At 58.1% G+C, this 23317-nt stretch carries 17 protein-coding genes; 8 read left to right on the forward strand and 9 right to left on the reverse strand.

Annotated features, from left to right (window positions below; genetic code table 11):
• Positions 1–146 precede the first annotated feature (146 nt).
• The gene (gene gap / locus MOY_RS10975; RefSeq protein ID WP_009099628.1) at positions 147–1151 is read left to right on the forward strand and encodes a type I glyceraldehyde-3-phosphate dehydrogenase; all 1005 of its coding nucleotides are present in this window, start codon (positions 147–149) and stop codon (positions 1149–1151) included.
• A 15-nt stretch (positions 1152–1166) separates the two neighbouring features.
• On the opposite strand, the gene MOY_RS10980 is transcribed toward gap, so the two are convergent.
• The 6 genes from MOY_RS10980 to MOY_RS11005 all read right to left on the reverse strand — a co-directional run bounded on the left by MOY_RS10980 (position 1167) and on the right by MOY_RS11005 (position 8365).
• On the reverse strand, positions 1167–2198 hold the full coding sequence (locus MOY_RS10980; RefSeq protein ID WP_035540598.1) for a LacI family DNA-binding transcriptional regulator: 1032 nt from the start codon (positions 2196–2198) through the stop codon (positions 1167–1169).
• Between the two features lie 199 nt (positions 2199–2397).
• Complete coding sequence (locus MOY_RS10985; RefSeq protein ID WP_009099639.1) at positions 2398–3504, reverse strand: ABC transporter ATP-binding protein; 1107 nt, start codon at positions 3502–3504, stop codon at positions 2398–2400.
• 66 nt (positions 3505–3570) lie between these two features.
• Positions 3571–5187 (reverse strand): alpha-glucosidase family protein, encoded by a 1617-nt coding sequence (locus tag MOY_RS10990; RefSeq protein WP_009099641.1) that lies wholly within the window; start codon positions 5185–5187, stop codon positions 3571–3573.
• A 66-nt stretch (positions 5188–5253) separates the two neighbouring features.
• The gene (locus MOY_RS10995) at positions 5254–6096 is read right to left on the reverse strand and encodes a carbohydrate ABC transporter permease (RefSeq protein ID WP_009099642.1); all 843 of its coding nucleotides are present in this window, start codon (positions 6094–6096) and stop codon (positions 5254–5256) included.
• A complete protein-coding gene (locus tag MOY_RS11000) occupies positions 6096–7079 on the reverse strand; it encodes a carbohydrate ABC transporter permease (protein WP_009099644.1) in 984 nt (327 codons plus the stop codon). Before MOY_RS11000 ends, MOY_RS10995 begins: the two co-directional genes overlap by 1 nt.
• Positions 7080–7093: 14 nt before the next feature.
• Entirely contained in the window at positions 7094–8365 is a 1272-nt protein-coding gene (locus tag MOY_RS11005; RefSeq protein WP_009099646.1) for an ABC transporter substrate-binding protein, read from the reverse strand.
• A 402-nt stretch (positions 8366–8767) separates the two neighbouring features.
• Between MOY_RS11005 and MOY_RS11010 the strand changes: the two genes are divergently transcribed.
• From MOY_RS11010 to ugpC, 4 genes are all read left to right on the forward strand, one after another.
• Positions 8768–10303, forward strand: a complete 1536-nt coding sequence (locus MOY_RS11010; protein ID WP_009099647.1) for a carbohydrate porin — start codon at positions 8768–8770, stop codon at positions 10301–10303.
• Positions 10304–10410: 107 nt separating this feature from the next.
• On the forward strand, positions 10411–13113 hold the full coding sequence (gene malT / locus MOY_RS11015; protein WP_009099649.1) for an HTH-type transcriptional regulator MalT: 2703 nt from the start codon (positions 10411–10413) through the stop codon (positions 13111–13113).
• A 158-nt stretch (positions 13114–13271) separates the two neighbouring features.
• Entirely contained in the window at positions 13272–14963 is a 1692-nt protein-coding gene (locus tag MOY_RS11020) for an alpha-glucosidase (protein WP_035540600.1), read from the forward strand.
• A complete protein-coding gene (gene ugpC / locus MOY_RS11025) occupies positions 14951–16066 on the forward strand; it encodes a sn-glycerol-3-phosphate ABC transporter ATP-binding protein UgpC (protein WP_009099653.1) in 1116 nt (371 codons plus the stop codon). Before MOY_RS11020 ends, ugpC begins: the two co-directional genes overlap by 13 nt.
• A 226-nt stretch (positions 16067–16292) precedes the next feature.
• Here the strand turns inward: ugpC and malG are convergent, their stop codons facing one another.
• The 3 genes from malG to malE are packed head-to-tail and all read right to left on the reverse strand — an operon-like array spanning position 16293 to position 19998.
• Positions 16293–17183 (reverse strand): maltose ABC transporter permease MalG, encoded by an 891-nt coding sequence (gene malG / locus MOY_RS11030; RefSeq protein ID WP_009099655.1) that lies wholly within the window; start codon positions 17181–17183, stop codon positions 16293–16295.
• Between the two features lie 10 nt (positions 17184–17193).
• Positions 17194–18750 (reverse strand): maltose ABC transporter permease MalF, encoded by a 1557-nt coding sequence (gene malF, locus MOY_RS11035; protein WP_009099668.1) that lies wholly within the window; start codon positions 18748–18750, stop codon positions 17194–17196.
• Positions 18751–18810: 60 nt separating this feature from the next.
• Positions 18811–19998 carry a maltose/maltodextrin ABC transporter substrate-binding protein MalE gene (gene malE / locus MOY_RS11040; protein ID WP_009099670.1) on the reverse strand — a complete coding sequence of 396 codons (1188 nt, stop codon included), beginning with the start codon at positions 19996–19998 and terminating at the stop codon, positions 18811–18813.
• A gap of 323 nt (positions 19999–20321) precedes the next feature.
• Between malE and zwf the strand changes: the two genes are divergently transcribed.
• From zwf to MOY_RS11055, 3 genes are read left to right on the forward strand one after another with little or no spacing between them, the layout of a single operon-like run.
• Positions 20322–21815 (forward strand): glucose-6-phosphate dehydrogenase, encoded by a 1494-nt coding sequence (gene zwf, locus MOY_RS11045; RefSeq protein WP_009099672.1) that lies wholly within the window; start codon positions 20322–20324, stop codon positions 21813–21815.
• A 1-nt stretch (position 21816) separates the two neighbouring features.
• Positions 21817–22482 carry a 6-phosphogluconolactonase gene (gene pgl, locus MOY_RS11050; RefSeq protein WP_009099674.1) on the forward strand — a complete coding sequence of 222 codons (666 nt, stop codon included), beginning with the start codon at positions 21817–21819 and terminating at the stop codon, positions 22480–22482.
• A 42-nt stretch (positions 22483–22524) separates the two neighbouring features.
• Positions 22525–23187 carry a bifunctional 4-hydroxy-2-oxoglutarate aldolase/2-dehydro-3-deoxy-phosphogluconate aldolase gene (locus tag MOY_RS11055; protein WP_009099676.1) on the forward strand — a complete coding sequence of 221 codons (663 nt, stop codon included), beginning with the start codon at positions 22525–22527 and terminating at the stop codon, positions 23185–23187.
• Positions 23188–23317 lie beyond the last annotated feature (130 nt).

Below are 23317 nucleotides of genomic sequence, written 5' to 3' on the forward strand. Positions count from 1 at the left end.
TAATTTTACTACATATTGGATGGTTTTTAGCCTCTTTAGGCGGTTGCAGCAGGTTTAAATCGGCCTAGAGGTGATTAAATACGTATTTTTAGTAATTTTTTTACAGAATACGCCATCTACGACCACTGCTTGATTGAGGTGCTACCATGACAATAAGAGTTGCCATTAACGGTTTTGGAAGGATTGGTCGCAATGTGCTGCGTGCGCTGTACGAGAACGGCTACCGTGATCGTGTGCAGGTCGTTGCGATTAATGATCTGGGCGACCCCTCCCTCAATTCTCATCTGCTGCGCCACGACACCGTTCATGGGCACTTTCCGTTTGCGGTTGAGCATGATGCAGAGAGCATCAGCGTGGATGGGGACCGTATTGCGATCTCCTCCGAGCGTGACCCGGCCAACCTGCCTTGGGCCTCCATGAACATTGATTTAGTCATGGAGTGTACTGGTCTGTTTACCAAACGCGATGCAGCGGCTAAGCACATCGCGGCTGGCGCCAAGCGGGTGTTGATTTCAGCGCCGAGCCCTGATGCGGATGCCACCATTGTGTACGGTGTAAATGACGACATCCTGACCGCAGAGCACACCGTAGTATCGAATGCTTCGTGCACCACCAACTGCTTAGCCCCTGTTGCCAAAGCGCTGAACGATGCGGTCGGTATCGAGAATGGCCTAATGACCACCGTTCACGCTTACACCAACGACCAGAACCTGTCGGACGTTTACCATACCGACCCCTACCGTGCGCGTAGCGCCACCCACTCCATGATTCCGACCAAAACCGGCGCGGCGGCAGCCGTAGGTATGGTATTGCCGGAACTGGCGGGTAAGTTCGATGGCTTGGCCGTGCGCGTGCCGGTAATTAACGTTTCCCTGGTGGATTTAACGTTCAACGCGGGTCGCGATACCACCAAGGAAGAGATTAATGCGATTGTTGAGAAAGCCGCCGCCAGCTCTCCGGTATTGGCCGTTAATGCTCAACCGCTGGTGTCTATCGACTTCAATCACGATGCGCACTCGTCCACCTTCGACGCCAACCACACCCGTGTGAACGGTCGCTTAGTGAAAATCATGGCGTGGTACGACAATGAGTGGGGCTTCTCCAACCGTATGTTAGATACCGCTATCGCGATGCAGAAAGCTGCTCAATAACGCTTGGCTCACTCCTCAAGGGCAGGTATCCCCCAGCAGCAGCTCGGTTTTGAGTAGCTGCTGGGTTTTGGGTATTCGCCCTAGGATCATGTTGGCCGCCACGCGCCCTTTACCTGCGCTGTCCTGGCGCACGGTGGTTAACCGCGGGGCGCGGTATTGCCCTTCCGCAATGCCATCAAACCCCGTAATCCGCAGCTCTCCTGGTACCTGAATGCCCCGCTGCTCGGCCAGCGTCAGCGCGGTGAGCGCAATTCGATCCGACATGCACAGCAGTAAGTCAGGCCGCTGTTCGGCGGGCAAGTCGATGATCTCGGTAATCACCGGTGAGCACACGTCAAACACGTTCTCTTCAATGTTCCACAGCGGGATCTCGCCAGTATCGAAGCCATGTTCTTTAAGCGCTGCGTGAAACCCGTCTAAACGTGCGCGGCTGATGGTGCTGCTATCCGGCAGCATCGTGTGCGCTTTCGTCACGCGGCCGTTGCACTGCTCTTTGGTTAAGCGCAGGTTGATGATCGCTGGGCGCTTTGGGCGCTGTTTTAGCGCGTGCATCGCCATATCGTAACTAGCGTCGCGGTCATCGATATGCACCGTGGGGCAGCCGTCAATATCGAAATCCACCGATACCAGCGGACGCTGAGAGGGAAGCTCATCCAGCAGCTTATTGTTGGGCATAAGGCCGTAAACGATAAACCCATCAGCAATGTTGGCCGAGCCGGGCGGCTGGGACGCGTGGCCACGGCCCGGTAGCAGCAGCAGGGTGTGGCCGTGAGCATCCAGCACTTCGGCCACACCAGAAAGAAACTCGCTGGCCACGGCATCGTTCAAGCTGTAGGTCAGGCTTTCGGCCAGAATCACCGCCACAATGCTGGAGCGACCGGTGCGCAGGCTGCGGGCTTTGGCATCGGGGCCGCTATACCCCAGCCGCTTGGCTTCTTTGAGAATGCGGTCACGCAGCAGCGGGGAGAGCTGGTCGGGTCGGTTAAACGCGTTGGAAATCGTCGCGGTAGAGACGCCGAGTTCGAGCGCAAGATCCTTTAGAGTCATTCGGCGAGGGGCGGTCACGGAGCTTCCTAAACAGGTGAAAAGCGTTGACTGAAAAAGTGCAATGCCTAGGCTTTTTTATAGCGCAGGCTAATTATTGAATGGTCCCGCACAAGAATAACGGCCTTGGTGGTATGCCGACTACCCTCACATGAAAGGTTGTCTTCACCGCCAAGGCCGTAATGGGTCGTTCTGTGACGAGTTAAGCGGCTGAGCGAGCGTCTGAGAGCATCAGCGCAGCACCGTTCTCGTCAAAGAGATGCACGTGCGCGGTATCTGGCACCAGTGATACCTGCTGACCCTCTTTCCACTGGCTGGGCGCTTCGCTGCGGTGGATCAGCAGCGTTGTGCCCTCTTTTGGCTCCAGATAAACGTACACTTCGTTGCCCAGGTATTCGACGTTAACGATATCAAAGCAGTTATCTCCCTGCGGCGCTTCCAAACGCAGATGCTCGGGCCGCACGCCAAGCGTTAGCGAGCTGCCTTGCGCGTAGCCGTCGCCCGCTTGGGGCAGGGTCACGTCACCTAATCCTGCAACGTTAACTCGGCAGCCGTCAGCGGCGCCGCTGAGTAGTTTTGCGGGTAAGAAGTTCATGGTGGGTGAGCCAATAAAGCCAGCGACAAACTTCGTGGCTGGGCGTTGGTACAGCTCGTGAGGGCTGCCCACTTGCTCCACATGGCCGCGGTTAAGTACGACGATTTTATCTGCCAGCGTCATGGCTTCTACCTGATCGTGGGTGACGTAAATCATGGTAGAGCCAAGGCGGTTATGCAGGCGGGCGATTTCGTTACGCATTTGCACCCGTAGCGAGGCATCCAGGTTAGAGAGTGGCTCATCAAATAGCAAAATACGCGGCTCGCGGGCCATGGCGCGGCCCATGGCCACCCGCTGGCGCTGGCCACCAGAGAGCGCTTTGGGCTTACGGTGTAAGAGCTCTTCTAGCTGAAGGATCTTCGCTGTGCTCATTACCCGTTCATGCACCGTCTCTTTGTTGGTCTTGGCCAGCTTCAGGCCAAACGCCATGTTGTCGTAAACAGTCATGTGCGGGTAGAGCGCGTAGGACTGAAATACCATCCCCACGCCGCGTTCTCGTGGCGGTAAATCATTGACCACGGTGCCGCCAATGTTGAGATCGCCGTCGCTGATGGATTCCAGTCCGGCAATCAGGCGCAGCAGAGTCGATTTACCGCAGCCGGAAGGGCCGACAAATACTACAAATTCGCCGTCGCCAATGGAGAGATCGACGTCTTTAATAATGTGATCTCGGCCAAATACTTTGTTGACCTTTTCAAGCGTAACACTTGCCATGGAAACTCCTTACCGGCCTCAAGAGCGTCGCGGGCCGGCTATCGTTATTAACTATTATGGGCGGCTTTAGGCGACCTGCATAAAGGCGGCTTGATACGCAGGCAGGGTGAGCTTGCTGCCATCTCGCGCAGCGGTAAAGTTGGCAACCGAGTGGTCGCTGGCAACGTTAACCGGCAGCGTAGTGTGCTGCTCTTGCCCTGTCAGGTTGAAGACACACAGTAGCGTCTCGTCGCCTTTTTGACGGGTGAAACCAAGTAGTTCCTCACCCACATCCACCAGCGTTAAGTCACCATCAAACAACGCTGGGTGGCTACTGCGAAACGCCAGCAGAGCACGCACGGTATTGAGTGTGGCATTCGGGTCGTCTTGCTGGCGGCTAACGGCCAAATCCAAATGGCGGGTTTCCATCGGCAGCCACGGCTCTACTGGGGAGAAGCCGCCCTGGTCGCCGTCGGTCCACGGCATGGGCGTGCGGCAGCCGTCACGGCCTTTAAACTCAGGCCATAGCACTTTGCCGTAGGGGTCTTGAATGCGTTCAAAGGGTACATCGGCTTCCGGCAGGCCCAGCTCTTCGCCCTGATAAAGGCACACGCTACCGCGCAGCGAGAACAGCATAGCGAGCATGACTTTCGGGTAGGCGTGGGGGTCTTCTTCGGAGCCCCAGCGAGTGGCGCTGCGCACCACGTCGTGGTTGGAGGTAGCCCAGCAGGGCCAGGCGTCTCCCGCCAAACGTTGGAAGCGCTCAATCACTTCGCGCAGGTAGCTGGCGGAGTGGGGCATGTTGAGCAAATCGAAGGTGTACGCCATGTGCAGCTTATCGCCGCCGGCGGTGTACTCCGCCATGCGCTCCAGCGGGTTGTCATCACCTATTTCGCCCACGGTGGTGGTGCCGGGATACTCATCCATCAGCGCGCGCAGGTCTTTGAGGAAGTCCAGGTTCTCTGGGCGGCTGAGATCGTAGACGTGGCGCTGCCAAGTGTAAGGGTTCGCTTCTGGTGCGCCCAGGGTTTTAGCTTCGCCTTTCGGTACTGGCGGGTTATCCCGCAGCTCGGCATCGTGGAAGTAGAAGTTGACCGTATCCAAGCGGAAGCCGTCGACGCCCAAATCCAGCCAGAATCGCATGTTGTCGAGCTGCGCCTGACGCGCTTCCAGATTGTGGAAGTTCACGTCCGGCTGGCTGGTCAGGAAGTTGTGCAGGTAGTACTGCTGGCGGCGGGAGTCAAAGGTCCACGCGGAGCCGCCAAAAATCGACAGCCAGTTGTTGGGCGGTGTGCCATCGGGTTTCGGGTCTGCCCATACAAACCAGTCTGCTTTCGGATTGGTACGATCCTGGCGGCTCTCTTTAAACCAGGGGTGCTGATCGGACGTGTGGCTGATCACCTGATCAATCATCACTTTCAGGCCTAGCGAATGAGCTTTTTTCAGTAGCGCTTTGAAATCATCCAGCGTGCCAAACATCGGGTCCACGTCGCAGTAATTGCTAACGTCATAGCCAAAGTCGAGCATCGGCGAGGTAAAGAAGGGCGAGAGCCAGATGCCGTCCACGTTGAGTGATGCCACGTAGTCCAGCTTCTCGGTGATGCCGTTCAGGTCGCCAACGCCGTCGCCACGGCTATCCAGAAAGCTGCGCGGGTAGATTTGATAAATAACGCCGCCGCGCCACCACATCATTTTGTCTTGCATTATTTGTTCCTTAAAAACAGTGGCTGAAGAATCAACATCAGCTCATCAATAGATTTGTCGCGTGGACTAGCCTTTGACGGCACCCGCGGTCAGGCCCGACACAATGCGGCGCTGGAAAATAATCACCAAAATCACCAGCGGTACGGTGACTACCACAGAAGCCGCCATGATCGGCCCCCAGGGCAGCTCATAGGCACTACCGCCAGACAGCAGCGCGATGGCAACCGGTACCGTGCGCTGTGCATCGGTGAGCGTGAAGGTCAGTGCGAACAGGAACTCGTTCCAGGCGGCAATGAAAGCCAGCAGTCCGGTGGTGGCCATGGCGGGCCACATCAGCGGTAAAAACACTTTGGTGATGGTGACCCAGGGGGTGGCACCATCCATGATCGCGGCCTCTTCCAGTTCCATGGGCAGCTGTTTCATGAAGGTGGTCAGCACCCAGACGGTGAACGGCAGGGTGAAGATGGTGTAGCTGAGAATCAGGCCCGCCGGGTTGTTGTAAAGGTTCAGCGCGCGAATGACCTCGAAGAGCCCCGACAGCACCGCCACCTGGGGGAACATGGAAACCCCGAGGATCACCAGCAGTACCGTGGAGCGGCCGCGAAAACGCACTCGTCCAAGCGCATAGGACGCGGTAATGCCCAGCAGCAGCGCAATGAACACCACGCTGAAGGCGATAATGATCGAGTTGAAGATGGCGCGCAGGAAGCTGGTCTGGCTGAAAATTTGAACGTAGTTGTTCATGTTCCAGTCGGAGGGCCACAGTTCCACGCGAAACAGGTCGCTGGAGGGTTTGATCGAGGTGATCACAGCGTAGTAGAAGGGGAAGACCGCGTATACCATGATGAGCGCAATCAGTGCCCAGAAACCGACGCGTTTGGCTATTTTAGCTAGCTGACGAGTGGTCATCAGTCACCTCCCAGTTGGATTTTGTTGCGGCCCAGATAGAGGTAGGCAATGGTGGCCAGCGCAATGATCAGGAACAGCAGCGTGGAGGCGGCGCTGCCGTAACCGACATCCTGAAACTCGACCAGCTGCTGGCGGGCGTATACTGACATCGACATCGTGCTGGTGGAGTTGGAGGTCAGTACGTAAATCACGTCGAACACGCGCAGCGCATCCAGCAGGCGGAAGATCACCGCCACCATCAGCGCGGGTGTGATCAGTGGCAGCGTGACCTTGAAGAACACGCGTACCGGATGAATGCCGTCCACTTCGGCGGCTTCGTAGCAATCCTTGGGCAGCATCTGCAGCGCGGCCAGTACCAGCAGCGCGACAAAGGGAATGGTTTTCCATACGTCCACCATGATGACCGCCCACATGGAGTAGGTGGCGCTGGCGGTCCAGGCAATCGGGTTGTCGATGATGCCGACGGCCATCAACATATGATTGATGATGCCGAACTGGTCGTTGAGCATCCATGCCCACATCTGGGCAGAGACGATGGTCGGAATGGCCCAGGGGATCAGCACCGCCGCCCGAACGATCACCCGGCCCTTGAATTCGGCATTCAGGATCAGCGCCACGATAACGCCGAAGATGACTTCCAGTGACACGGATACCACCGAGAAGTAGACCGTGTTCCAGACCGAGCGCCACCAGATGGGGTCGGCCAGTACGCCGAACCAGCGACCGTCCTCATAGACCAGATAGTTTTCGAAACCGATCAGGTTGGCCGCGCCCAGGTCCGATAGCGATGCATCGGTAAAGCTCAAAAAGAACGTGCGCAGGAGCGGCCAGCCAGCCACCAGGGTCAGGGCGATCAGCATGGGGGCCAGGAACAGCCAGGCCGCCTTGACCCGTTGACGGCGCACCTTGGTGCCGCGCTGGCGCCTTGGGGGCGCTATGGAACGCGCCCCGGAGGGCGCGTCGTGGTGAGAAGTGCTCGGCATGGGAGTCTCCGCAATTACCAGTTACGACGCTTCAGGCGCAGCAGTTCGCCTTCCAGATCGGCAACGCCCTGAGCGCCATCCTTGCTGCCGGAAAGCACGTCATGAGTGGTGCTGAAAAAGGCGTTGCTGACGCGGCCATAGGCATCACCGGTAGGCGCAGACGGGCGCGCGACGGCATTGGTGAACGTGTCGTAGAGTGTGCCGAAGAAGGGCACCGCTTCCAGCACTTCCTCGTCCTGGTAGAGCGCATCCAGGGTGGGGTTGTAGGACGCCTGAATGGCGCGGCGCTTCTGCTCTTCCTCGCCGGTCAGGAAGGCCACCAGATCAGCGGCCAGTTCGGGGTTGTCGCTATAGCGAGAGACCGCCAGGTTCCAGCCGCCCAGGCCAGCAGCACTTTGCCCTTCATCACCACCGGCCGGCAGTTGGACCACACCCACCTTGCCGCGTACGTCGCTGTCATCGCTTTGGGCCAGGGCCCAGGCGTAGGGCCAGTTGCGCATGAACACCGCGTTACCGCCCTGGAAAACCCCGCGGGCTTCCTCTTCGGTATAGTTCAGCACGCCTTCTGGGGAAATATCACCAATCCAAGAGGCGGCAAGGTCTAGTGCCTGCGCGGCGCGCTCGTTGTTGATGGTCACTTCGCCGTCGTTATCGACCACGGTGCCGCCACCAAAGCTGGCAACCCACTCGAGCGCGTTGACGGTCAGCCCTTCATAGGCGCGCCCTTGGAACACGAAGCCCTGCATGCGGCTGTTGCCTTCGTTACGTTCGGCCGCTTGAATCTCGCGTGCCGTTTCGGTGAGTGCCTGCCAGGTGGTCGGAACGTCATGACCGTGCTTTTCCAGCAGGTCTTCCCGGTAGTAAAGCACGCCTGCATCGGTAAACCAGGGCATGGCGACCAGCCGGTCATCGATGGTGTTGTTGACCACGATCGTTTCGAAGTGGCCTTCGTCTGCGTCGTCACCCAATACCTCGCGAAGATCGATCAGGTGGTTGGCCAGCAGACCGGGCCACACCACGTCGATCTGCATGACGTCGATATCACTGGAGTTGGCCGAGAGAATCTGCTGGTAGAGTGACAGGCGCTCGGTAGATGAGTTGGGCGTAGAGACGACGTCCACCCGATGGCCGGTTTTTTCTTCCCAGGCGCGGACACCCTCCTGGCACAGGGTCAGCTCTGCACCCACGGCTCCGCAGGAGATGGTCAGATCGGCGGCCTGGACCGCACCGCTGGCGCTGGCCAGGCTGGCCAGGGCAATCGCAGATGAAAGAAGCGTCTTTTTCATAACGGTATTCCTCGACGTTTATTGTTATGGGAGTGAAGTCACAAGGCGCTGACAGCGCAAACTTAAACGATTAAGTTGAGATGCCAGTTAGCCGTCTGTTGTCATGAAGTTCAATAGCGACTTTTGTCTAACCCCGTGCTGGGTGTTTTTTCCAAGGCTAAATAGCAGGTTAGACATTGGTCGATAATTAGCAAAAGCATGTTGGTTTACTAACACTTAATCGATTAAGTTTTAGTGGTTGTTGCTTGCTGGCTCGAAAAATGAGTTGCTTTGCAACATTCAAGGGAAAGTACGTGAAGGGAAAGTCAGTGCCTGGAGCAGGCAATACGATCAAAACAATAGCGCTTTAAAAACAATCGTTTTTCAAGAGCCTCGCGTTTAAAAACAATAGGATTTAATACAATGCACAAGACAGCGTTCAAGACGCCGTTGGCCATTGCGGTGGCGGCTGCCAGCCTGGGCATGAGCGGTTTGGCCAGTGCCAACCTGTCCCTCGAAGAGCGTTTTGCTGAGCTGGAGGCGCGCATCGCGGCGGCCGAACAGCGCGCAGACGCCGCAGAGCGCCGCGCCGATCTGGCCGAGCAGGGAGCCACGCCACCGCCTTCCAGCGCCCCAGCGGCCGCCACCACCGATGCCGACCTCGAAGAGCGCTTGGCACGAGTAGAGCGCCAGGCCAGCGGTGAAGAGGGCTTCTCGTTCAACGTCTACGCCCGCTCTGGCCTGCTGCTGGGCGAAGATCGCAAGAGCATCGATGGCGGCCCCTACGTGACCCCAGCTGGTAACCTGGGCGGTGCCGTGGGTCGTCTGGGCAACGAGCCCGATACCTACACCGAAGCCATTCTCAACTACCGCATGCAGTTCGATAACGGCGCCCGCGCCCGTTACACCACCATGCTGGCCGCTGGCACCAACTCCAGCAACGATTGGGTCGGCGACGATACCAACCTCAACGTCCGTCAGGCCTATGCCGAGTTCAGCGACCTGCCCAGCTTCACCGGGGCCTTCGAAAATGCCTCCATCTGGGCGGGTAAGCGCTTCGACCGGGATAACTTCGATATCCACTGGCTGGACAGCGATGTCGTGTTCCTGGCCGGTACCGGTGGCGGTATCTACGATATTCAACTGGCCGATAACTGGAAGTCCAACTTCTCGCTGTATGGCCGTAGCTTCAGTGACTTTGACGTCATCAACCGCGAAAACCCCGGCCTGGAAGGCGATGGCAGCAACACCGACAACCTGATCCTGACCTCCAACAACTACTTCGGTAACTGGCAGGTCATGGCGAACGTGATGTCGGCCGCCGACAACGACGAGCGCGACATCGGCGTAGGCCAGACCGCTGCCGACAGTGGCTGGCATACCATGGTGGCGTACCACGGCGACAGCTTCTTTGGCCTGGGCGAGGGTAACTTCAAGGCGGCGTTGCTGCACGGCCAAGGGCTGGGTGCGGAAGTGAAAGGGCTGGGTAGCAATGGCGACCTGACCGACGACGCCACGGCGACCCGCCTGGCGGTCTACGGTACCACCTACATTGCCCCGCAGTGGCGCATTGCGCCCTCGATTCTGGCAGAGGTCAGCGACGACCGGTTTGCCGATGGCGACAGCTACTCCTGGGCCACGCTGAACGTGCGTCTGGCCAACGAGATTACCCAGAACTTCGAGATGCAGTACGAGGGTAGCTACCAGTACATGGATCTGGATCCCAATGGCTTCAATGGCCGCAATGCCGTCAGCGGCAATTTCGGCAAGCTGACCATTGCGCCCACTTTCAAGCCGGATGTCGGTGGCTTCTGGAAGCGTCCTGAAATTCGTCTGTTCGCCTCCTATACTGACTGGGATGCCGAGCTGAACGGCTACACGATGGAAGACTCGTTTGGTAACGATGGCTTTACCGGTGGCCAGTGGAGCTTTGGCGTGCAGAGCGAAATCTGGTTCTAACCCATCGCACCATGCCTGGCAGGTTTCCTTACCTGTTTCACCAATGCCGATTGCCCGCGCTCCGTCGCGGGCTTTTTGCTCGTTAAACTCGACCCAGGGAGGCACCGATGCTGCTGCTCAAGGAAAAACTGAAGGCGCCGCCGCTACCTCCCTGTACGGTGGCGCGGCCGCGTTTGAACGACCACTTCGCGTTGAACGAGCAGGTGCGCCTGCTGGTGGTTCAGGCGCCACCGGGCTATGGCAAGACCACGCTGCTGGCCGAGCGGCTGCCCGTCCTGGAGCAGCAGGCAAGCTGGCTGCGGCTGGACGAGCAGGATAATCAGACGCACCGCTTTCTGGCCTACTGGCAGGCGGCCATGGACACTCTGTTGGCCCCTTTGGTCACGCTGACGCCGGGGGATGACAGTGAATGCATTGCCCACATGGAGCGCTGGTTGACGGAGCTACCCGAACAGCACGCGCCTTGCCGACTGGTCGTGGATGGCTTCGAGCATCTTGCCAACCCCGAGATTCTCACCGCGCTGGCCCACTGGCTGCGCCATCAGCCGCCCTGGCTGACCTTGACGCTGGCCAGCCGGTCACGCCCGGCACTGGGGCTTGCCAGCCTGCGGCTGCGCGGTGAGCTGGAAGAGATCGACCTGCATAGCCTGGCATTCGACAGTGAAGAGGCACACACCCTGTGTGCCGAACAGCTTAGCTTTCCACCTACACGGGTAAGTCTGGAGCGCGCGCTACGCCGCAGCGGCGGTTGGGTGATGGCGCTCAACTGGCTGGTGGAGCGCACCACGACCCGCGCCGGCTTTGATGCGCTGGTCGAGCGCTTAAATGGTGCTCACCCTGATTTCGTCGCCTGGTTTGATGAACTGCTTGCCCAGGCGCTCCCGTCAGATGAGCGTGAGCTGATGCTGCAGCTGGGGGTGCTTGAGCGTTTCTCGCCGGAGCTAATGGCGCGCTTATTAGAAGGCGAGCGTTTGACCCAGCGGTTTGACGCTTTTGAGCAGGCGGGGCTGTTTATTGAGCGCCCCGACCCCCACGCCCAGTGGTACCGCTTTCAGCGATTGTTTGGTGAGTACCTGCGCCATCGACGTCACGAGCTTAGCCTGGCGACCCAGCGCACGCTCCACCGGCGTGCCAGCCAGGCGTGGCTGGCGCTCAACGACCCGGTCATGGCGCTGCGCCAAGCCATTCTTGCCGAAGCGCCGGAGGATGTGGCCAGCCTGCTGGTGTCGCAGGGGCCTGCGCTGTTGGCAAGCGGTGCCTACGCGCTCTTGGCTCAGGGGCTGGGGCTGATAGGGGAGCTTTCGCTCTCACAACGACCAGAGCTCGCGTTGCTGTATGGCTGGGTGTCCCACGCTCAGTTTCAGTTTGATACCACCGCCCGGGTGATTGGTTGGATTGAGTCAAAGCTGGAAGCCCCGGAGTGGCAGTGGCTGCATGCCGAATTTGCCACTCTGCGTGCCCAGCTGGCGATCAATCAAGGTAATGCCGAGCGGGCCGCGCCGCTCGCCGAGCAGGCCTTGGCCATGCCTGCCCGTTATTTAGCCTCAACGCCACTAACGGCCACCGCTATATTAAGCGAGGCGCGGTTTGTGCAAGGCCATTTGGAGGAGTCGTTGCTGCGGGTGCGGGAAGTGGAGCGAGAGGCCCGACAGGGCAATGATCATCAGCGATTGTTGTGGTCGTTTTGCCACCAGTCAGAGACCCTGGTTGCTCAGGGGCGCTTGCAGGCTGCCTACGATATTCAAGAGCGTGCCTTCGCTCACTTAGAGCGTGCAGAGCTTGAGCACCTGCCCGTGGCGGAATTCCTCTACCGGATTCGCAGCCAAGTGCTCTGGGAGTGGCACCGCCTGGATGAAGCCGAGCAGGCCGCTTTAAAAGGCATTGCCGTGCTGGATAACCAAGGCGAGCGTTGGACGCTGCAGTGCCATATCCAGTTGGCGAAAGTATCGCAAAGCCGAGGCGACCAGGCTCAGTGTGCCGACCATGTTCGGCGGCTGCGTAAAATCCTCGCTGAAGGCGATTACCATATCGACTGGGTGGCTAATGCACATGCCACGCTGCTTTCCTGGTGGCACTCTACCCAGGATCTAGAAGCAGTGGAGCGCTGGCGTCAGGAAGCGCCAGCCCCTATCACCGACGGTGCCACCAACCACTTTGCCCAGTGCAATGTGCGCAACCACGCCCGGGCGTTAACGCTGTTGGGCCATTTTGATGAGGCCCGCACGTTGCTAGAGGCGCTTGAGGTACACACCCAGCGTTTAGGTTTAGTGACCGATGCTAACCGCAATCAGCTGTGTTTAGCGGCCGCCGCCTGGCACCAAGGCAGGGAGGAGGCGGCCCGCCATCATCTGCAGCAAGCGCTAAGCTTGGCGTCACGTACTGCCATGGTCGGCAGTTTTTTACGTTTGGGTAAACCGTTAAGAGCGCTGCTAACCGGGCTGATGGCCCGCGGTGAACTACCTGCCTTAGAGCAGGCCAGGGCGGAGCGGCTGTTGACGCTGGTAGGCCGACAAAAGGATTTTGGCAGCGCTCGGCGTCTGATGCTGGATGAAACGGTGATTGCCGATATCGTGGCAAGGCCGGATGTTCCCGAGCTGATCCGCACGTCACCGCTGACCCGTCGCGAATGGCAAATTCTCGGGCTCATTCACGCGGGGCTTTCTAACGAGCAAATCGCCGAACAGCTGTCGGTGGCACCGACCACGATCAAAACCCACATCCGCAGCCTCTACCAAAAGCAGAATATTCGCCGCCGGGATGAAGCGATTGCCCTGGCCGGTCAGCTGTTGGCACATATACAGGGGGAGTGAGGCTAGCCATGGTTCTTCAGCAACTACTCCTCGCGTCTACGCCTAGCACCACCCCCGGGGGAGGATTTTATCTCCCCCCGCAGCCTGCATCATGCCTTCTATCGGTAATACTCAGTCGTTTATAAAACCGTCGGCAATAACAAAGATAAGGACTCACCATGATGCAGACACCGTCTACTTCTCACTACGTTGGCAGCCAAGGGGCCGACTGGTGGCGCGGGGCCGTGATCTACCAGATTTATCCCCGTAGCTTTATGGATAGCCATAGCGATGGCACGGGGGAAGGGGTTGGCGATTTAAAAGGAGTGATTGAGAAGCTCGACTACATCGCCTCATTGAACGTCGATGCAATTTGGCTCTCGCCGTTTTTCACCTCACCGATGAAAGACTTTGGCTACGACATCAGCAACTACCGCGATGTCGATCCGATGTTCGGCACGTTGGAAGACTTCGACCGCCTCGTCGAGGCGGCCCATGCGCGAGGGCTGAAGGTGACGATTGATCAGGTGATGTCCCACTCCTCAGACCAGCACGCCTGGTTTGAAGAGAGCCGCCAAAGCCGCGATAACCCCAAAGCCGATTGGTACGTGTGGGCCGACCCCAAGCCTGACGGCGCGCCGCCGACCAACTGGCAGTCGGTGTTTGGCGGCAGCGCTTGGCAGTGGGATACCCGCCGCTGCCAGTACTATCTGCATAATTTCCTGGCCAGCCAGCCGGACCTGAATTTCCGCACGCCAGCAGTGGTAGACGCCATGCTGGAAGAAGTGCGCTTTTGGTTAGAGCGCGGCGTGGATGGCTTTCGGTTGGATGCGGTGAATTTTTGCACCCACGGTGAGTTAAAAGATAACCCGCCGCGTCAGGAAATGACCGAGAGCTTCCTGGGCGTTCGCCCCGACAACCCCTACGGCTATCAGCTTCACCAATACGATAAAACCCAGCCGGAAAACCTAGTGTTTCTAGAGCGTCTGCGAGCGCTGCTGGATGAGTACCCTGGCACCACCAGCGTGGGCGAAGTAGGCGATGACGACGCCCTCGGCGTAATGGCAGAGTACTCCCAGGGCGGCAAGCGCCTGCACATGTGCTACTCGTTTAACCTGCTGACCGATAAAGCCAACCCCGGCTACCTGCATGAAACGCTCACCGAAATGGAAGCGCGCATTGGCGACGGCTGGCCCTGCTGGGCGCTGGGAAACCACGACGTGACGCGGCTGGCAACCCGCTGGCAGGCGGAAGGGCAGCTCGATAAGCTGCGTCTGTATATGGTGTTTCTGCTCAGCCAGCGGGGCAGCGTATGTCTCTATCAAGGGGAGGAGCTGGGCCTGCCGGAAGCACAGCTCACCTTTGAGCAGCTCGTTGACCCGGCCGGCATTACCTTCTGGCCCGCCTATAAAGGCCGTGATGGCTGCCGCACCCCACACCCCTGGCAAGCAGATGCTCGCCATGCAGGCTTTAGCCGCGCAACGCCTTGGCTACCAGTACCCAATTCCCACGCAAGCTTGGCGGTGGATCAGCAAGAGCAGGATGCCGATTCGCTGCTAAACGCCTACCGTGCTTTTTTAGCGTTTCGCCGCACCCAGCCCGCGTTGGTCAAAGGTGATGTGCGTTACCACCCGGTGCGCAACGACGTGCTCTGTTTTGAACGCACCTATCAACAAACGCGCTTGTTGGTAGCACTCAACTTTAGCGACCAGCCTATCACTCGCGCCGTTCCCGAGAGCGCAGAAGCAGTAGCCGCTGCGCCTGCGTGGCTAAACGGTGAATGGCAGGCCGGTACGCTGACGCTGCCGCCCTTTGGGGTGGCCATTGCTCGCTGCCCGCAAACACAGGAGGATGCGCCATGGGACGTTTAACCCTTAGTGGTATTGGTAAATCCTTTGATGGCGTTGAGATTTCACGGGATATCGACCTCACCATTGAAGATGGCGAGTTCGTGGTGTTTGTTGGCCCCTCCGGCTGCGGTAAATCCACGCTGTTGCGCATGATTGCAGGGCTCGAGGATATTACCGAAGGGGATATGCAGTTAGATGGCCAGCGGATTAACGAGATCCCGCCCCAGGAGAGGGACATCGGCATGGTGTTCCAATCCTACGCGCTCTACCCCCATATGAGCGTGGCCGAGAATATGGCGTTTGGCCTGAAGTTGGCGCGTACCGACAAAGCGGAAATTCGCCGCCGCGTGCAGCACGCCGCTGACATGCTGCATTTGACAGAGCTTCTGGAGCGCAAGCCCAAAGACCTCTCGGGTGGCCAGCGCCAGCGGGTGGCCATTGGTCGTACGCTGGTGAAAGAGCCTGCCGTGTTTCTCTTTGATGAGCCGCTCTCTAATCTCGATGCAGCGCTGCGCGTGGATATGCGGGTACAGATCGCCGCGCTGCATAAGCGCTTAAACGCCACCATGATTTATGTCACCCATGATCAGATCGAGGCGATGACCCTGGCGGATCGCATCGTGCTGCTCTCCAAGGGGCGCATTGCCCAGGTAGGCGCACCGCTATCGCTGTATCACTTTCCCAATACTCTGGAAGTAGCGGAGTTTATTGGCTCCCCGCGTATCAATACGTTCCCGGTCACCGTGGTCGATCCCGGCGAGCGCCAAACCGTGGTGCGACTTCATAATGGTGAAACGCTGGCAGTGGCGGTAAATGGCCAAAAGCTGCAAGCAGGTGATAGCGCCACTCTTGGGCTGCGGGCAGAGGATTTTATGAAGAACGAGCAAGCCGAAGCCACATTAGATGCCACCTTGCTGGTGGCAGAGAAACTGGGTTACGAAACTCTGGCGCATTGGCGGGTAGCAGCCATCGACGTGCCGCTAACCCAGCGCTTAGATGGTTTGACCCACCTGGAGGAGGGGCAAACGGTGCGCCTAGGGCTGTCAGGCCAGCATTGCCACCTGTTTGATACTCAGGGCAATGCTTGCCCTCGGCAAATTGAAGTAGACGGCGTTAGCCAGTAGCGTGCTATAAGCAACGCGACACACTAAACACGACAAAGCACCCTGGATTTTGACTCGGGGTGCTTTTTATCCTTTTTTGAAAGAGTTAAACGCCAATCTCTGTGCGTATATCCCCACTGTGCGGCGGTATGTAAAAGGCGGGGAAAACGGGTTATAAAAACCGGCCCCATCAATAGGGCCGGTGACGAGCAAAGTGCCCAAGCGAGGAAGCGGGAGTAGGTTAAGCTTACCCTTTGACGCCCCCAGCCGTTAACCCGCCAATAATCCAGCGCTGGCAGATCAGAAACGCCACGGTAATAGGCAGGCCAGAAAGCACCGCAGCAGCAGCAAAATTGCCCCAACGCTGGTTGTGGTCGGCCAGGTACTGCTGCGCGCCCACGGCGAGTGTCAGTTTGTGCTCATCTACCAGCAACACCGACGCCATGGGGTACTCCATAATGCTCATCACAAACGCCAGGATGAACACCACCATTAAGATCGGGATAGAGAGCGGCAGCAAGATATAGCGAAACGCCTGCCAAGTGCTGGCACCATCCACCATGGCAGCCTCCTCAAGTGAGCCATCGATGGATTCGAAATAGCCCTTAATCGTCCAGATATGCAGCGCCACCGCGCCGAGCGAGGCCACAATGAGCGCACCGTGGGTATTGATCCCCAGCCAGCTCACAAACTGCCCTAGCCGGTCGAACAGGGCGTAAAGCGCCACCAGCGAGAGTACCGCTGGAAACATCTGAAAAATCAGCATGCCTTTTAACAGCGGCTCCTTGCCTTTAAAGCGCATGCGGGCAAACGCGTAGGCGCTGGTGGTGGCGAGCATTAGAATCAGCACCGATGATACTACCGCCACCTTGATGGAGTTCCACAGCCACAGCAGTACGGGGAAGGGCGGCTGCACAATAGTGCCATCAGCGCGCTCCCAGGGGATGCCTAGCGCCAGCGACCAGTGCTCTAGCGAGAAGTTTTCTGGTATGAGGCTGCCGGTGGCAAAGTTGCCCTCCCGGAATGAAATTGAGATGACCAGCAGCAGCGGAAACACAATCAGCGACACAAAGCAGATCAGCGCCAGGTGTGCCCCCAGGCGGCGCGCGCCAACGGAGCGGGGTTGAACCATCGCCATCAGTAACCTCCTAAACCTTCACTTTGGAAAGGCGCAAATTAAGTAACGACATGCCCGCCACCAGAAGGAAAATCAGGGTGGCAATAGCGGCCGCTAGGCCAAAGTTCTGCCCGGCATCCTGAAAGGCAATGCGGTAGGTGTAGCTCACCAGTAAGTCAGTGGTGCCCGCTGGGGTGCTGGCGCCCAAAATATCTGGGTTGCCGCCGGTTAACAGCGCAATCAGTACAAAGTTGTTGAAGTTGAACGCAAAGGCAGCAATCAGCAGCGGCGTTAATGGCTTGATAATCAGCGGCAGGGTGATTTTGAACAGGTTGGTGAGCGGCCCGCCGCCATCCACCGCCGAGGCTTCGTATAAATCCTGGGGAATCGCCTGAATTAAGCCCATGCAGAGCAGCAGCATGTAGGGGTAGCCTAACCAGGTATTCACAATCAGCAGCATGCTGCGGGCAAGCCATGGGTCGGTAAACCACTCTGGTCGCACGCCGAAGAGGGTATCTAGGATCATGTTCACTTCACCAAAGTGCTGGTTGAACATGCCTTTAAAAATCAAAATAGAAATAAACGCAGGCACCGCATAGGGCAGAATCAGCAGCGTCCGGTAAACGGCTTTCCCCCTAAGCTGATCCCACTGCAGCAGCGACGCCAGCACAAAGCCAACCGCCAAGGTAAACACCACGGTGAGCGCGGCAAACACGAAGGTCCACACGAAAATCTGCATGAACGGGCCGCGAATATCCGGATCGGTAAAAATCTTGGTGTAGTTGCTGAATCCTACATTGACCGGCCAGCCCGGAGTGATGCGCTGGCCATCGTCGGCGACGAAAAAGCCGATGGTGTGATCCGGTGTCAGCAGGCGGTCGTCTCGGCGGTCGTATAGCGTGCCATCCTCCTGAGTCTCGTAGCGGTCGAGCATGGGCGCAAACTGGCGTATACCGGCCATGCGCAGCTCGGTGCCTTCGGGAGTGATCAGGCGTAGCCCCTGCAGGGCACTGCGCGCTTGAACGATGTCGCGCATGGGCAGCGGGTCTGCGGTGGGAGCGTCACTGGCCGCCTGCAGGCCTAGCTGGCGAGACTCCACATTGGCCAGATTCAGCGGTGACGACATCCAGCGCTGGCGCTCGTTTTCCAGCCGTAAACGCACCAGGTCGCCTTCGGCATAAAGCGTGAGGTCGAAAGCGTCATCGTCTTCCTGATAGGTCTGGCTCATCAACTGGCTGCGCACACGCTCTTCCGAGAGCAGGTTGGTGGAGCTGTAGTTGCTGAAGCTGATCCCAAAGGTGTAGATCAGCGGAAAAATGACGAACACTCCCAGCCCTGCTACGGCTGGGAAAATATAGCGGTGGCTCATCAGCGAACGCTTGGTGAACACCACGCCCAGCGAGCCGCCGAGGAGCAAAAACAGCAGTGCGAACATCCACTGCCCGTTCAAATGAAAGGCCAGCACCAGCCAGAGCAGAGCGATAACCAGGGCCGCTATCACGGCGCGCAGGGCCCAGCGGGTGTAGCGTTCGGTAAGATGGCGAGAGCGGTGGCGGGGCAGGCCACGAGACGCGTTGGTGGTATACATGATGACATCCTGAAGGCTGCCCGGCGCTTACATCGCCGGGCAGCAAGGGCAAAAGAGGAGCTACTGGCGCATCCGGCGAGCAGCGGCATCCAGCGCTTCCTGGGGCGATTGACGTCCGCTGCCAATGTTCTGCAGCGCGGGCTCCATGGCCGCCCAGAAGGCTCCCATTTCAGGAATATTAGGCATTGGCATGCCTACTTCGGCGTTTTCCAGCGTGGCGGCAATGTTGGGGTTGTCCGCCAGCTCGGCTTGGTAATCGATATGGGCCACCGCACCCAGCGAACCGTCGCTGTTGAAGGTACGCATCCCCTCTTCGCTGAGCAGGTAGTTCTCTAAAAACTCAACGGCCAGAAAATCGTTGGGGGTGGCGGAGTTGATCATGGCGGTCATCACACCAAACATCGGTTTCGCGTGTTCATCGCCTACCTTAGGCAGCAGCGCCACGCCGTAATCAATGCCGCTGCGCTCCAGGTTAGGCCATGCCCAAGGGCCGCTGATCATGGTCGCCACTTCGCCCCGGTTAAAGCGGGTGTCCATGAGGTTGTAGTCGGTGCCACGGGGGAGTACATCGCTTTCGATCAGCTCGACTAGCAGTTCTGCGCCTTGCAGTGCGCCCTCATTGTTGACGCCAATATCACCCACGTCATAGCCGCTATCGGTTTGCTTGAACGGGTAGCCGCCATTGGCCGCGAGCAGGGACCAGCCGTAATAGGGCTCGCTGTAATCAAACAGAATGGCTTTTTTGCCCTCTTGGGCCAGCGTGGCATCCAGCTCCATCAGTTCGGCAAAGCTTTCGGGGGGCGTTTCTACCAGCGCTTTGTTGTAGATCAGGCCGAGGGATTCAACGGAGATGGGGTAGCCGTAGGTCTCGCCATTCCACAGCGCTGCGTCCCAGGTAAAGTCGTAAAAGGCTTCCCGGAAGGAGTCGCTGGGGGCCACAGGTTTCAGAAGGCCGCTTTGCGCCCATTCACCCATGCGGTCGTGGGCCCAAATCACGATATCCGGGCCTTGACCACTGCCTGCTGCCTGCTGGAAGCGGTCGGTCAGGTTGTCAGGGAACACCACCTCTACTTCAATGCCGGTATCTTTGAGAAACTGTTCAGCCACCGTGCGGATGCCTTCTTGGCCTTTATTGTCGCCCATCCAGATGGTTAAGCGGTCATCCTCAAAGGCGAAGGCTGGGAGTGTTGCGGTGGCTGCTAACGTAGCAGCGAGCAGCGGCGTGAAAAACGGACGAACCATTGCCATGATGTGCATACCTCATTGTGACGTTGTTTTTATGAATTTGTTGTCGTGCACGCTCTAAACTGACGTGCTTTGTTCCCTGCCAGCGTCGCTAATTCGGTGCAAGGTCACCTCCTCCTTAGGGGGAGTAGGGGTGGCGTATCCCAGGGGCGTAGAGTAAAGGTAGAAGGAGAGGCTAATTTGTAGGCAAACAGTGTCTGGAAAGGACGGCAGTAGACAATATTTTGTAGTAAAATTACATAATATATTGCGTATAATGCCTTTAATCAGATAAATTTTAGGTAATCTAACTACATTAGATGGCCTAATTATAAACAGGAGTTGAGATGAGCCAGTCACATGCACCGCTGGGCGACCCCAGTCATGCGATTGATTTAGCGCTGTTCGGGGCGTTAGGCGACCTTGCCATGCGCAAGCTGTTCCCTGCGCTGTATCATCTTGACCGCGAGGGCTTAATGCCCGAAAACACGCGGATCATGGGGCTGGCGCGTCAGGAGCACGACATTGCTGCGTTTCGTCAATTGGTCAGTGGTTCACTGCAAAAGCGCCTGAAAAAAGACGAGCAGGATAAAGAGAGTCTTGAGCGCTTCTTAAACCGCTTGGAGTACCTGAAGCTCGATTTCGCAACGGTAGATGGCTACGACGCCATTCGCCAGTGGCGCGAAGGCTCCAAGCAGCCCATGGTAGTGTATCTATCCGTCGCGGCGCGCATCTATGGCGATATCTGCCACAACTTGCAGGCAAGCAATAGCCTGGATGACGACACCCGCGTGATTGTTGAAAAGCCGATTGGTTATGACTTGGCCTCATCCGAGCAGATCAACGACGCTATTGGCGCTGTTTTCCCTGAATCGCGCATCTATCGTATTGACCACTACCTGGGTAAAGAGACGGTTCAGAACCTGATCGCCCTGCGCTTTGCCAATCCGCTGTTTGGCACGCAGTGGAACCAGAACCATATCTCCCACGTCGAGATTACTGTAGCCGAAAAGGTCGGCATCGAAGGCCGTTGGGGCTACTTCGACGATGCGGGCCAGCTGCGCGATATGGTGCAGAATCATCTACTACAGCTGCTGTGCCTGATTGCCATGGACCCACCTTCGAATCTAGATGCCGACGCTATCCGCGATGAGAAGGTAAAAGTGCTTAAGGCGCTCAAACCGTTTACCGGCGAAGCGCTTGGCCGCGACGTGGTGCGTGGCCAGTACATTGCGGGAACCAGTGATGGTCAGCCTGTGCCGGGCTATTTGGGAGAAGAGGGCGCCAACACCCAGAGCCAAACCGAAACTTTCGTGGCGATGAAAACCGAAGTGTCCAACTGGCGCTGGGCGGGCGTGCCGTTTTATCTGCGTACCGGCAAGCGGATGCCAGAGAAGCTGTCGCAAATCGTGATTCACTTCCGTCAGCAGCCTCATTACATTTTCGACCCGGATCAGCGCAATATTGCCGCTAACAAGCTGATTATTCGCCTGCAGCCGGAAGAGGGCATTGCTCTTCAGGTGCTCACCAAGGATAGCGGCCTGGATAAAGGCATGCGCCTGCGCCCAGGGCCGCTGCACCTGGATTTCAACAACGCTTTCCCCAAATCGCGTATTCCCGATGCTTACGAGCGTCTGTTGCTGGAAGTCATGAAAGGCCAGCAGTACCTGTTTGTACGCCGGGATGAAGTGGAGCACGCATGGCGCTGGTGCGACCAGCTGATTGGTGGTTGGAAAACACGCGAAACCCCGCCGCGCCGCTACCCGGCGGGCTCTTGGGGGCCGGTTGCCTCCATTGCCATGATTACCCAGGATGGCCGCAGCTGGTACGAGGATTATTAATATGAGCAACACACGACAAGCGCTGGCGGAGCAGCTGGCAGAAGCCGTTTATCAGGCCCTGGCCGACGATCTTTCCCACCAAGCGCGTGCGCTACTGGTGGTCTCCGGTGGCTCAACGCCCGTGCCGTTTTTCAAGGCGCTGGCGCAAAAGCCACTGGCGTGGGCGCGGGTAGATATCACCCTGGCCGACGAGCGCTGGGTGGATGAGCAGAGCAGCGACAGCAATGCCAAGCTCGTGCGCGACAACCTGCTGCAAGGCCCCGCAGCGGCGGCTACGTTTGTACCGCTGACCTCTGATGCCGGTACGCCGGAAGAGGGCGTAGCAGCCGTGGCAGAAGCTACCGCAGGACTTGCCTGGCCTGCGAGCGTGGTAATTTTAGGTATGGGCGGCGATGGTCACACGGCTTCGCTGTTCCCAGATAGCCAAGAGCTGGGCCTGGCGCTCTCCACCGATGAGCCGCTGGTCGCCGTGCGCACCCCGAGCCAGCCGCAGCCGCGCATTACGTTTTCGGCGGCCCGCCTGCATCAGGCGAAGCGCCATATTCTACATATCACCGGCGACAATAAGCGTGCCGTATTGGCGAACGCCATGAGTGGCGACGATGTACGTACACTGCCCATTCGCGCCTTTCTATCTTGCCCGTTGGCGATCTATTGGGCGCCCTAATGCGACGCCTTCGCCAATAATAAATTGCTTGGAGACTCACTCATGACCATCGATAAACAGCTACCCTCAACGCGCACCGCCGAGCTAGACAGCATCTGCTTAAAGGCAGAAGTGATCCCGGTGATTACCATCGAGCGCCTTGAAGACGCGGTACCACTAGGCCGTGCTCTGGTGGAGGGTGGTCTGACCGTTTTGGAAATTACCCTGCGCACCGACTGTGCCCTAGAAGCCATCAAGCGCATGAAAGAAGCGCTGCCGGGCGCCAGTATTGGGATGGGCACGGTGCTCACGCCTGCGCAGTACCGCCAGGCCGAGCAGGTAGGCGCTGATTTCGTAGTGACGCCGGGTGCCACTGAAGCGCTTTACCGCTACGGTGTTGAGAGCCCGGTGCCGATGTTGCCGGGAGTATCGACTATTTCTGAGCTGATGACCGGCTGGCAGTTTGGCTACCGCCGCTTCAAGTTTTTTCCCGCTGAATCCAGCGGCGGTGCCAAAGCGCTTAAAGCGTTTGGCGCACCGATTCCTGAAGCGCGCTTCTGCCCCACTGGCGGCATTTCCGTGGATAATGCAGAGTCTTACCTCTCGCTGCCCAACGTAATGTGTGTCGGCGGCTCCTGGCTAACGCCGAAAGCGATGATTGAAGCCGAAGATTGGGACGGCATCCGCGAACTGGCCCGCCAAGCTGCCGAGCGTTTCCACCACTAATTTGTAACACCGTATAGAGCACTCTCGTCACTTGCCTCACTGATATCGGTTCGTGTGCGCAAGACGTTTGCCCGAGCATGTCACCATGCTCGGGCTTTTTAGTGCCTACGTTTGAAGAGGGCTGCGCATT

This window comes from Halomonas sp. GFAJ-1, from assembly GCF_000236625.2.
Lineage (GTDB): Bacteria > Pseudomonadota > Gammaproteobacteria > Pseudomonadales > Halomonadaceae > Vreelandella.